General features: G+C 41.2%; 10 protein-coding genes. All 10 read right to left on the bottom strand.

Features of this window, described 5'->3' with window-relative positions; translation table 11 throughout:
• Positions 1-3: 3 nt before the first annotated feature.
• Positions 4-534, bottom strand: coding sequence for a PTS glucitol/sorbitol transporter subunit IIC (locus MKX52_RS07225; protein WP_003210918.1), 531 nt, complete (start codon positions 532-534; stop codon positions 4-6).
• An 18-nt stretch (positions 535-552) separates the two neighbouring features.
• The gene (locus MKX52_RS07220; RefSeq protein WP_144469894.1) at positions 553-984 is read right to left on the bottom strand and encodes a transcriptional regulator GutM; all 432 of its coding nucleotides are present in this window, start codon (positions 982-984) and stop codon (positions 553-555) included.
• Positions 985-996: 12 nt separating this feature from the next.
• Entirely contained in the window at positions 997-2,241 is a 1,245-nt protein-coding gene (locus MKX52_RS07215; RefSeq protein ID WP_012009880.1) for an SAF domain-containing protein, read from the bottom strand.
• Between the two features lie 244 nt (positions 2,242-2,485).
• The gene (locus MKX52_RS07210; RefSeq protein ID WP_342491726.1) at positions 2,486-3,424 is read right to left on the bottom strand and encodes a sugar-binding transcriptional regulator; all 939 of its coding nucleotides are present in this window, start codon (positions 3,422-3,424) and stop codon (positions 2,486-2,488) included.
• 151 nt (positions 3,425-3,575) lie between these two features.
• Entirely contained in the window at positions 3,576-4,355 is a 780-nt protein-coding gene (sigG, locus tag MKX52_RS07205) for an RNA polymerase sporulation sigma factor SigG (protein WP_003211879.1), read from the bottom strand.
• 143 nt (positions 4,356-4,498) lie between these two features.
• Positions 4,499-5,218 carry an RNA polymerase sporulation sigma factor SigE gene (sigE, locus tag MKX52_RS07200; RefSeq protein ID WP_012009878.1) on the bottom strand — a complete coding sequence of 240 codons (720 nt, stop codon included), beginning with the start codon at positions 5,216-5,218 and terminating at the stop codon, positions 4,499-4,501.
• 58 nt (positions 5,219-5,276) lie between these two features.
• Positions 5,277-6,206, bottom strand: coding sequence for a sigma-E processing peptidase SpoIIGA (spoIIGA, locus tag MKX52_RS07195; protein WP_224925357.1), 930 nt, complete (start codon positions 6,204-6,206; stop codon positions 5,277-5,279).
• Between the two features lie 233 nt (positions 6,207-6,439).
• Positions 6,440-9,916 (bottom strand): S8 family serine peptidase, encoded by a 3,477-nt coding sequence (locus MKX52_RS07190; RefSeq protein ID WP_342491725.1) that lies wholly within the window; start codon positions 9,914-9,916, stop codon positions 6,440-6,442.
• Positions 9,917-10,207: 291 nt separating this feature from the next.
• Positions 10,208-11,353, bottom strand: coding sequence for a cell division protein FtsZ (gene ftsZ / locus MKX52_RS07185; RefSeq protein ID WP_003211613.1), 1,146 nt, complete (start codon positions 11,351-11,353; stop codon positions 10,208-10,210).
• 33 nt (positions 11,354-11,386) lie between these two features.
• Positions 11,387-12,709 carry a cell division protein FtsA gene (gene ftsA / locus MKX52_RS07180; RefSeq protein ID WP_012009874.1) on the bottom strand — a complete coding sequence of 441 codons (1,323 nt, stop codon included), beginning with the start codon at positions 12,707-12,709 and terminating at the stop codon, positions 11,387-11,389.
• Positions 12,710-12,868: the final 159 nt, after the last annotated feature.

The following is a 12,868-nucleotide window of genomic DNA, read 5'->3' as shown; positions in this document are numbered from 1 at the left end:
CCCCTATTGTGAATTCGCTTTCATTTTTCCTGCTAAGTACTTTGTAATCCATTCAGTAATAATACCGCGAAGTAAAATGACGACGATCCCGACTAAGAAGTACCGAACAGCAAGCTCTGACATTGAGTATCCTGCTTCTTTAATCCCGTTCGCAATCCCTAAGTAGACAAACAGTTCTCCTGCGTTGGCATATGGGAACAGTGATGTCACCGGATGAACAAATGAAACAGCTGAATCATAGAATGCTGGTTTTTGTTTTTCCGGTAAGAATCGGCCAAACGTATAAGCCATTGGGTTTGTCAAAATAAGTACGGATAAGATCGGCATTAACGTGTAGCGCAAAATGGTATATTTCGCAGCAAACTGAATTGCTCTATTCACTCGCTCTTCTCCAATAAACTTCATGACAGCATAAGTGAAAGTAAGTAACACAACAAGCGTTGGAACGATACCTGTAACAAGACCCATGAATTGCTTTCCGCCGGCTTCAAACATTCCGATAAAGTGCTCTCCAAACCATTGAATCCATTCCATGTTTCATCTCCCCTTTCTTTAGTTCACATTTGTTATATTTTTTTTCGAAATCGAGACAAGTGCCTGTTCAGCTGCCATGGAAAGTGCGTGCATGACAGCTGGCCCCTTTTTGCGTTTTTTCAACTTCTGCTTCATCATATGGTGCTCGTCTAACACAGCCCCTACATGCTTCCCTTCATATGAAGGGACTTCTTTAAATTTAGACAAGATCGACACACCGCCAAGCACATGGCATTTTTGAATGATATACGATTCATCCACAATGATGAGCGCAATGGCACCAGGGCCAACTTTGCGCCGCTCCATTCCTGAAAATAAGTGGTAGCCTTGTTTCCCTCTGTAATCATCAATAAGTGAATCCATGCTCTTGCGGTAGTACTTGATTTGAATAAAAGATAACCCGTACTGCACAATGAGAATGATACAAAGTACGATCGCTAATTTTTCCACAGCTTCACGCCCTTATGATTGAAATAAGTGATCTTGTAATGAACGCAGCTTCCAGACCGTTGTGTTTGAATCAAGCTCTACATCATCGTGAGTTAGGAATTGTCCTAATTTGATGTCTTTTTTCGCTACGACTTTTCCGCTAATTAAGCCAATTGGAATGTGGCCGTTCGTTTTCATGTCTTGATGTGTTTCAAGAACACCTCTTACGGAGTATCCGCCAATTCCGTCAAGTGATTCTCCAGCTTTGATATCTCTTTTCGCCACAGCGACTGTTTCTGATACTGGTACACCAATTGGGTGAATAGATGAATCATGCTGTAAGACCGCTTTTGCGATGGTAACAGGTGTTTCAAGACTCGCTAAGTGGAAAGGACGGTAAAGTGTGTAGTGTGGGCCTTTTCCAACTTTTAAGTAACGAAGCTCTTCATCTACTGGCTCAAGATCACTCTTCACGATGACAAATACACCTGGTGCAAGTCCATTGACATATTCAACGACTCCGAAGTTATCGAGCACGCCGCCTTGCTGTTTTTGATTCAATTTATCTGCTACATTTTCTAAATTCGCTTCGACTCCATGCATACCGACTTTATCAGGCAGAAGCCCTGTCGCGTTACTTAATAAGTTCATTTCCGCCATTGTTTTTGTTCCGTCTTGGAATGCAGCTAGCATATGTGCACTCATATGTTTACTATCTGCTTCTGCTTTACACGTATCTGGATTTGCTTCTGGGAAGAATGGGTTGTTCTTTCCTTTACCAGCAACGAGTACCTCAAGCCCCATTGTTTTCGCAAATTCATATAATTCTAGAGTTGCTGCTGGTTCGTCTCCAGCTGATCCTGAGTAAACAAGTCCTGCATTTGTGAACAACTTATGCATGACCAAACCGATGGTAATATCAACTTCTACATTTAAAAGAACGAGATGTTTTTTTGAATTAAGCGCTTCCAAAGAAATGTTTGCTCCGACCTCTGGGACACCTGTTGCGTCTACGACAACTTCCACGGAATCTGATTGAATCACTTCTCTGTAATCATTTGTGACAACCATTTGATGCGGCTTTGCATGCTGCTTGTAAAAATTCGCTGCCTTCTCTGCTGCACTAAGATGAATATCACAAACACCAGCAACAATCATACCTGGAATTTTAGAAATTTGTGAAATGAGTCCAAAGCCCATTTGGCCTGCCCCAATAATCCCTACTTTGATTGGATCTCCACTACGTTCTCGAGCTAACAATTGTTGATAGATTGACATCTAAATCATCCTTTCAGGTTTTCTTGCTTCTCGGGTAGATTGCTAGAAATATAATCTGAAACTTTTAACAAATGTTATAAAAATTAACAAAAATCTATTTCTTGTAACATTTGTTATTTTATTTATCATTTGTTATGAACTTAGTTTATATGATGTGTCAACTTTGTGTCAAGCTAAAATCGATAAAATTTTCAATCTTTTTGAGTCTAAAGACTCAAAAAAACTACCTAATATCATTAGGTAGTTACTTTAATAAGGCATCTCCAGTTCGTTCATCGGTAATTAATACATGAATTAATCCACCTGCTAATGCCGCCCGAATGGCTTCAATTTTCTCTTCACCGCCAGCGACACCTATGACAAGCGGAATTTCTTTTAGCTTTTGCGGGCTTATGCCCATCACCCGGTCGTTCCATGGGTGGGGATATACTTCCCCTTGATGATCAATAAAGTTATAGCAAATGTCACCTGCTACATCTTTTGCTTGAAGGATGTCCTCTTCGCCGCTTGTCATATACGATTTCACCATCGTTGAATGCTGCGGGACACCACCAATTCCGACAACCGCGATATTTGATGATTCTCCTAGTTCAATGATTTTTTTAATTGACGGCTGCCGGATCAGGACATCTTTCGCTTCTTTCGTATCAAGCATGACGGGTACATGTAAAAACTCACATTTAGATTTGAGTGCTTCTGTGCATCTCGCAATAATATAGTTGGCGTGGATATCAACGTCTTCATTTCCCACACCTCCGACAAGCGGAACAAATGTCACGGATGGATAGTGCTGAACAGACGAAAGCGCTTTCGCCATTTCATGCAGCGTGGTCCCTGAGGAAAATCCAATGACTTGACCATCTTTCATCACTTTTAATAAAAAGTTTGCTGCCGCGGCACCGATTCGGCTTTTGGTTGTGTCTTTGCTGAGTGTTTCCACACAGACAACTTCTCTCAGTCCATATTTGCGTTCTATTTTTCTTTCTAACGATCCATACTGTTGGTTGACTTCATCATGAATAATGATTTCCACGATTCCTGCTTCACGTGCTTTTGCCAAATATTTCGATATGAGCGAACGGCTAACCCCAACCGCTTCTGCGATGTTAGATTGAGTGGCGCCTTCTTCATAATACATATGCGCAACCTTAATGAGCAGCCTTCTTTCATCATGGAATGTCATAATAACCCTTCTTTCCGCTTAAGTGTTCCTTAACAAATGCTATGTAAAATAACATTTGTTAAAAACAGATTAAATGAAAAAAATAACAGAGTCAATACTAGAGGCGTGTTCTCTCATAAGAATGAAAAAAGCCGCACATGAAGCGGCGGCTTTAAAAGATGTTTTTATTCATTTGTTTAATGGCTGCTTTTTCAAGCCTCGAGACTTGTGCTTGAGAAATTCCGATTTCCTCAGCGACTTCCATTTGCGTTTTGCCTTGGAAGAAGCGTTTGCGAAGAATCATTTTTTCCCTGTCGTTCAATCTGCGCATGCCCTCTTTTAAGGCCAATTCTTCCACCCATTGTGTATCTTTGTTCCGTTCATCACTAATTTGATCCATCACATAAATCGGATCTCCTCCGTCATTATAGATCGGTTCAAACAAAGAGACAGGATCTTGAATCGCATCTAGGGCAAAGACAATTTCCTCATGAGGCACTTCCAGCACTTTGGCAATGTCTTCTGCAGTTGGCTCCTTGCTTGTCTCACTAATCAGCCTCTCACGGACCTGAAGTGCCTTATAGGCAATATCTCTTAGTGAGCGAGACACCCGAATCGGGTTATTATCACGCAAGTATCGACGGATTTCTCCTATGATCATAGGAACCGCATAAGTTGAAAATCTGACATTGTGGCTTAAATCAAAATTATCAATTGATTTCATTAATCCGATACAGCCTACTTGGAAGAGATCGTCGACATATTCGCCTCTGTTGTTGAAACGCTGAATCACACTTAAAACCAACCGTAAATTGCCATTGACTAGCTTTTCTCTTGCTGTATCGTCACCCTCATCTTGCAACTGTCTGAACAATTTTCTCATCTCGTCATTTTTCAGAACAGGCAGCTTGGAGGTGTCGACTCCGCAGATTTCCACTTTATTTCTGGACACTTTTTTCCCTCCCTACAGGAGCTGTTGTACAAAGTTCAGTATCTCCTTGGGATGGAAAAATATGCACGAGCGATGACGAGAATCATGAGAAAAAAGGTAGTTTCCTTTGACAGTGCAGGGACAGAGCTTTCCAAAAAAATTTTTTAGACCATTTTATTAAATTCTTTTTGTAATCGTTTAATGATTCTTTTTTCAAGCCTCGAAATATAAGACTGTGAAATCCCAAGCATGTCAGCAACATCTTTTTGGGTTTTTTCCTCACCGCCAACTAAGCCAAATCTAAGTTCCATGATCTGCTTTTCGCGGTCATTTAATTGCTCTAGCGCTTTTTTTAGCAATTTTTTATCTACATTTGCTTCAATATCGCGTGTGATAATATCATCATCTGTTCCAAGTACGTCTGATAAAAGCAGTTCATTTCCGTCCCAATCAATGTTGAGCGGCTCATCAAACGAAACTTCTGACCGGATTTTGTTATTTCGACGCAAGTACATCAAAATCTCATTTTCAATACATCTCGATGCATATGTTGCAAGTTTGATCTTTTTTTCTGGGTTAAATGTATTGACTGCTTTGATTAGACCAATGGTTCCGATACTAATTAAATCCTCAATATTAATACCCGTGTTCTCAAACTTTCTTGCGATGTAAACGACTAAACGTAAATTTCTTTCAATTAAAATCGCTCTTGCGGTTTGATCACCTTTTGGTAATTTGACAAGCAGCTCCTGCTCTTCATCCTTTGATAATGGAGGCGGGAGCGCTTCACTTCCACCAATATAATATATTTCATCACTCTTTAGACCTAGCTTCATGAGGAGTTTATACCAGTAGTAAGTGAGTTTAAATTTTATTTTTTTCATCTTCTTCTCCCTTCTAAATGTCAAGTTGACCTCGTAAGATAAAAGACATCACCAAAAACTACGACACCCCCTGGATGATTTTCCCGTCTAACATATCTGGATGAATGATGGATTGAAATTCCTGATCTGCCGATAAGCCGCTCAGACTCAACCCTACAAAACACTTAGCTGGCTGAATCATATGCGTCTTTGAATAAATGACAACTGTATCTGGTTTTAGGCATAGTAGAAAGCCGTGATCATGACCGACTGCTCGATATGGAACAAGTCTTAATCGATCAAGAAGAGGAAATTGATCATCGATCTTTTGCATGACTTCAACAGGATGAGACTGTTTCATGAGGTCTATAAACGATTCTCCGCAAATGGCCGTTAGATGGTCGGCCTGGACGATCATAACCGGTGTTTTGGTCATAGGATCATACAGCTGGTTGCCAGAATCAACGAGTCCCTTTAAACGAATGGTCTCTCCGTGAATGTGTAGTTCCACAAGCACTTGTTCATCATATTGTCTTTTTTTCGTACCAACCTCTCCTAATCTTTTCTTTGAAAACAGCCAAATTGCAGGAAACCCAGTTAAAACAAAAAGCCAGCTAATTGGATCACCAAAGCCATCATTTTGTGAAATCAGCAGACCATTTTGAATCACTGTATTGGTTTGCAAAAATGAATGAACCCCGATCATGCCTCCTCCCATCAAAAATGTTACAAAGTAAAAAGCAAACAGATTTTGAAAAAAGGAACGAAATCTTTGAAAACCAAAGGTTGCAAGAACGATCAAAACAGAAAAAAGTAGTTTGCCTAAAGGGTGTGACACAACCATTGCAAATGGTGTAAAGAGCAAGAGAACAATGCTCGATCCAATGAGAGCTCCTAACATATATCGCCTTTTTTTTACTTGTCGTTTGAGAATAAATGCAGTGAGTAAGAGAAGCAATAGATCAAAACAAAAGTTTAACAGCCAAATGACATCTAAATAAATGACCACCTTCTGCTCCTTTCATCTGAAACAAAGAATCAAAAGCAGTACTTGCACTTGTTTGTACCAGTATAAAACAGTCATGAGATGGAAGTCTGTCAATTCTTGTTGGGGATGATAGAGAACTTTTGGTGGATTGTTATTGTTTTTGTCGAGGATTGAGAGAGATTTTTTTGGACGAGCCTTCAAACCTTTTTGAAAGAAAAAAGACACGCTCCTAGAAGTCGTGTCTTTTGTTTAAATTACTTTTCATTGATATTTAATGTGCCTAGAGCTTTTTGTCTTGTGACATTTCCATAATCATCTCGCACAATCACCTCAATGACCGCACCTTTTGCTTTAGCGGTAGAAGTAGCAGTCCAGTACCCTTCATACGTACCGCTCGATACTTCGCGAAGCGGCAGCTCTGTAGTATTTTGAAGCTTTGATCTCGCGTTTGTCAGCGGCATGTGAATGACAAACGTTGCGTCTAGCTTTTCTCTGCTGTGGAATGAAATTTTAACAGACTCCCCTGATGCAAGATGGACATTCTCTGCTGGAGTCAGCTCAGAAATCTCAGATGCCTCATATTGGACATCGATATTGATTTTTTTAGTCGTTTTGTTTCCTGCTGCATCTTTCGCTATGACTTTGATCGTATTTTTCCCATTCTCAAGTAGTATTCTTGCGGAATATGTCCCATCTTTTATGGTTGCCTTTTTTCCATTTACGGTGACTTGATCAAGATGATCGTCTGTGGCCTTTCCTTCTACAGTGAGCGATTCTTTATTTGTCTTTTCCCCTTTTTTCGGTGTATCGATGGTAAGCGCTGGAGCTGTTTGATCAATGATCACCTTTACTGGTGTTGATCGTTTTGTTGCGCCTTTATCCGTAACAGTTGCAGCCGTGAATACATGCTCTCCGCTTGAAACTGTGACCTTTTCTTTGAAAGCGCCTGACTGATCTGCTTTCACTTTGGCAATCTCTTCATCGTTTTGATAGATCGCCACATCAAGCCCAGGAGAGGCTTTGCCTTCAATCTCCAGTTCACCTTTGTTCGTAATGATTCCTGCCTTTGGTGATGTAATCTCTGGCACATCTGCTTCATAGTCAACAAGCGCACGAATCATATAATTCCCCTCTTCTTTTGGAGAAGGAGAAAAAGCACCGCTTGTGAGCTGCCAGCTTCTTTCAGCATTTGGTCCATCCTCATCAGTTGCAAGGCCTGGAGATTCTGTATTCTTTTTCGTTTGAATATAGACAAGATAGAAATCTCCATCCACCGTAATGGCTTGGTCTTCTAAGTCTACTTTTGTCCATTCACCATTACGCAGTGCATTTGCTTTGAGAGGTCCTGCTATTTTCTCTCCTGGAGCACCGTTCTTCCCAGAAGCGTCATACACTTCCACCGCAAATTCATTCCCTCCAGGAGCTGGCCACTCTGATGACCAGAACCGGAAAAGCCCTCCTGTCAGTTGCGCTTGTTTCTTCCCCTTTTCTAGTGAAAACTTCACAGCCCAGCCATTGCCTGGATCATAGAAGGCTCTCGCATTTTCAGCTGTACCGTCATCATATCCAATTTCACCAGCAAATCCGATGAATGGCTCTAGCTGAATGGCTTTTTTAACCGGCTTTTCTGTCACATCTGCTGTAAAAGAATATCCTTTAAACCCTTTGGCAAATACTTTGACGGTATAGACACCGCTCAATGCCTCTAGAGAAAATTCGCCAGATTCATTTGTTTTCACCGGCTTAATTTTCGCATCCTCTACAAGATAAACCGTTGCATCCTTTACTTTTTCACCCGTTGTTTCGTTGGCAATTGTGCCAGATATCGTTCGTTTCTTTAGTGGCTGTAAGGCGAAATTCGCCTCAGCCGTTTCATTTGAAGAAATATGGACGGTTTGTGTGCGTGATTCAAATCCGTAAGCTTCCGCTTTCACTGTGAATTCTCCTGCACTATGAGGAAGCTGATATCTCCCTGTCGCTTCATCTGTGTACGTTGACTTGCCGCTTTCAAGAACACTGATTTCCGCTTTCATAGGAAGAGCTTTGATGAACGGAGTAGTTAGATTTTTTTCTTTTTTATGTGGATGTACAGCCTTATTTTTTTTAGGCATGGTTTGATCTGGAATTTTCATCTCATCTAAATGAACATCTTCGTTTGTCACCTGTCCTTCAACCATCCCAATTCCATCTGTTAATGCTGTAATTGCCTCTCTTGCATCAACTAAACCTGCCCCATAGCCATTGTTAGGTGATTCTGGGAATTGCTGATCAGTTAACGGCTTCGCAGTATCAATCAGTATTTGTTCAATCTGTTCAACTGAAAGGTCTGACTGTGCTTGGCGAAGAAGAGCCACAACAGCTGACACATGCGGACCAGCCATCGACGTCCCGTTCCAGCCATCTTCATATCCTTTTCCAGGAATGGATGAACGAATGTTTACCCCTGGCGCCGCAATGTCTGGTTTCATGACGCCATATGGAGACGGACCTTGCAGAGAGAAAGACCCCAATTGATTATTTTGATCCGTAGCACCCGTTGCAAAGGCCTCTTGATAGTTCGCAGGATTCGCAATGGAGCCTTCACCACCAGGGTTGAATAAATCGGTATTGCCAGCTGAAAACTCTGGGAAAATGTCTGCGGCTCTCCAAGCATTGACGACATCCTTATACCAATCATCAAGACCAGGTCCACCGCCCCAAGAATTATTGACGACATCTGGTGCCTTTTCTGGATGTGGGTTTCCTGCGTCATCTTTTGGTGCTAAAATCCACTCACCTGCGTCAAGCAGATCAGCATCTGTACCACCATCTTCTGAGAAAGCTTTCACCGCGATCCATTTTGCACCCGGTGCGACTCCGATTTGATTCTTTCCATCTGGCTCAGAGCCAACCATCGTTCCCGTTACATGGGTACCATGCTCTAAATCATCATATGGTGCTTCAGATCCTGTCGTAGCATCGTACCAATTGAATTCATGCGTTGGTTCATTCGGATGTGCTGGATCAAATCCGCGGTATTTTTCCTTTAAAGCAGGATGATCCCATTCCACTCCTGTATCAATACTTGCCACAACTGTACCAGTACCGTCATAACCTAAAGCCCATGCGTCTGGAGCATGAATTTGAGAAATGTTCCACTCGACTCCATCTACTGCTTTCATTTGTTTTTTTTGCTTCGTCTTCAAATCAACGGGGCGGTGAATTTGACGAGTTTCATTTGGCAGCACTTGATCTACTTCCGGGAAGGCAGCCACCCTTTCCATGACTTCTTTCGTTCCCGTCACCGCTAGACCATTCACAATATAGTACGAATGAATCTCCTTCACTTGCTTTTTCTTTTTCTCTTTTTGTAAATACGTAAGCAGCGCTTGCTGCGTCTCCTCAGATGTTGCTCTTAATTCGGATACGACAGCTGATCTTTTTGTGTATTGTGTTTTAGCCGCTGTTAATTTCTGTTTTTTGGCTTTGGACACCGCTTCCTTCGCCACTTTTTTCGTATTTGTTTGCTCTTTCATTTTGATTAAAAAAGTCACCTGATCATCCTGCTGAAACTGTTTCATTAATCTAGATGAGATCTTTGCTTTTGTTGTCTTAGAGGAGACAGCTTCCTCCTGATATGAGGTAGAAGTCGATTTTGCTTGAACCATCCCAAAGCTTGTCATCGTTAAAGTACCAATCACCAAAAGACTCATCAAACGATAGCCGGCGGTCTTGCGAAACTTCAATTTCAATCAAATCCCTCCTCCTCAAATGGCCAAACAGAGTATAGGTCTCACTCCTTTCCTTCTATTGTTCATGACAAGATTCATGTTGTTCTATTTAATGTAGTCAAATAAAGTTCATCATTTTGTCGTTTTTTGTAAGAGGGAGTAAAAATGATTCTTTTTTCTTAAACACCATAAGTCAAATTACACATGGAAGTTGAAATGACTTTCTCGCACTTAAGACTTTTTGATTAGATTCTCTTATACGTTGAGACATGAAAAAACCCCTTCCAATGGAAGGGGTTAAGCTATACTTGATTAGCGTTTATTGCGGTTGCGTAAGAACGTTGGAATGTCTAGCGTATCATCACTTGATTGTGTATTTTGTCTAGGCTGAGATGATGGCTGTTGATGTTCCTCGCGTTTTACTTCACGTTTTTGAGGAATGGATTGATTTTGCTTTAATCCTTGTCCTAATGGGTTTCTTTGTGATTTTGTCACTTCTGGTTCTTGCTCGATGAATCCAGTAGCGATCACAGTCACCACAATTTCATCCTTCAAGTTATCATTGATGACAGACCCGAAAATCATGTTTACATCTTCGTCAGAAGCAGAAGCCACAATATCTGCTGCTTCTTGCACTTCATAAAGACTTAGGTTCGTACCACCCGTAATGTTCATGATGACGCCTTGAGCACCATCAATCGCTGTTTCTAGAAGTGGTGAAGAAATGGCTTTCTTCGCAGCTTCAGCAGCACGATTTTCGCCTGTAGCGACGCCAATTCCCATTAGAGCCGATCCTTTATTGGACATGATTGTTTTCACGTCAGCAAAGTCAAGGTTAATCAGACCTGGTGTTGCAATCAAATCGGAAATCCCTTGAACACCTTGTCTTAGCACGTTATCTGCTGCGCGGAACGCTTCCAGCATTGGCGTGTTTTTATCAACAATTTCAAGCAAGCGATCGTTTGGAATCACAATTAATGTGTCAACTGCTTCTTTCATAGAAGCAATTCCTTCTACTGCTTGAAGCTGACGTTTTCTTCCTTCAAATGTGAAAGGACGAGTCACAACTCCAACTGTCAATGCACCAGAATCTTTTGCGATTTTTGCAATGACAGGTGCAGCACCCGTACCAGTTCCACCGCCCATACCAGCTGTAACGAAGACCATATCTGCGCCTTTTAATACTTCTTCAATCTGCTCTTTGCTTTCCTCAGCAGCTTTTTTACCGACCTCAGGATTCGCACCTGCTCCAAGCCCTCTTGTCAGCTTAGCACCGATTTGCATTTTAGTTTCTGCTTTTGATAGGTTTAATGCCTGTGCATCAGTATTGACTGCAATAAAATCGACACCTTGTACGTCATTTTCGATCATTCGGTTGACAGCGTTATTCCCGCCGCCACCTACTCCGATTACTTTAATTGATGCTAGGCCGTCTATATTTGTTTCAAACTCCAACATGCTGAATCCTCCTAATCCGTCGAAAATCTAATTCTATTCCCAGAACATATTAAATAGTTTTTTCATTTTGCCCGGTTTTTTATTTGTCTCTTGTTGTGCTTTTTGTTTTACTTTCGGTCTTGGCTGCGCTTCTTTCACTTGTGGTGCAGAAGAAACCGGCTCCATGGATGCGCCTACTTCATGAAACGCCTCATCTGGCATTTGGAATCCAACCTGTCTGCCCTGAATCTTTGCATTGCGATAAGCAAAGTGGATCAGACCCACTCCTGTCATATATTGAGGCTCTCTCACCCCGATATAATTCGGACTTGCAATCCTAACATTGTTTTGCAAAACCGTTTGTGCAAGAGAAAGGATACCTGGTATGGCTGCTTGTCCACCTGTGAGAACGAATCCACCAGGCAAATCATGAACACCCATATTTCTTAATTCCTCTGCAACAAAGAGCAAGATTTCCTCCAGCCGCGCTTCAATAATGTTAGCTGCATCAAGCTGTGTATACGTTTGTTTTTGATCAGTACCGATCACAGAAACTTCAAATGTCTCTTCCGTCGATGCCTCATCATAAAACGCATGCCCAAATTGTTTTTTGATTCGTTCAGCTTCTTCAGTGGAAGTTCTAAGTCCTATAGACAAATCTTTTGTTATGTTCTCTCCGCCCAAAGGGATACTGTGAGTAGAATAGAGATGCCCGTTTTCAAATACGGAAATCGTTGTAGATCCGCCGCCGATATCGACAAGAGCTACCCCGAGATTTTTTTCATCTTTCGATAATGCTGCTGAGCCCGATGCGAGTGGCTGCAAGCATATATCCATAATTTCAATTCCAGCTCTTTCTACACATCGGAGCCAGTTATGTAGAATCGTTTTAGAACCTGTAATTAACGATCCTTCCACCTCTAGCCGAACACCAAGCATTTTTTTCGGATCTGTGATCTCATCTCTTCCGTCCACGATAAATTGTCTCGGAATCACGTCTACGACGAGATGTTCTTGAGGAATAGATACTACTTGTGCAGCATCTAAGACACGTCTCACATCTTCAGCATGTATTTCTTTGTTTTCACTAGATACTGCGACTACGCCGCTCGTATTCTGAATATGAATGTGGTTTCCGTTAATTCCGACAATTGCCTTTTGTAAAGGAAAACCTACCATTCTCTCAGCCTGTTCAAATGCTTGTCTAATAGAATGAACTGTCTCATCTATATCAACAATCGATCCTTTTTTTAACCCCTCTGAAGGGACATTTCCAACACCTATAATGTTAAGCGAATCATCCGCCATTTCTCCGACGATGACTTTTATATTGGATGTACCGATGTCAAGGCTGACGTAAATTTCATTGTTGTTCATTCTATGGCACCTCCTCACATATCAATACTTTCTATTCTATTATTTGCTGAACAACAATACAATGAATGTGTTTTTACAAGTGTGTAACAAAACTTAAAAAATCAACATTTTTTATTAGGATTACTGAAAATATTCGTTACATCATATGTATATCCTTTT

Origin of the sequence: Bacillus sp. FSL R5-0422, assembly GCF_038610765.1 — a bacterium.
GTDB lineage: Bacteria > Bacillota > Bacilli > Bacillales > Bacillaceae > Bacillus > Bacillus pumilus_O.
Note: the sequence above shows the minus strand (reverse complement) of the source record. Positions and strands in the feature narration are given on the sequence as shown.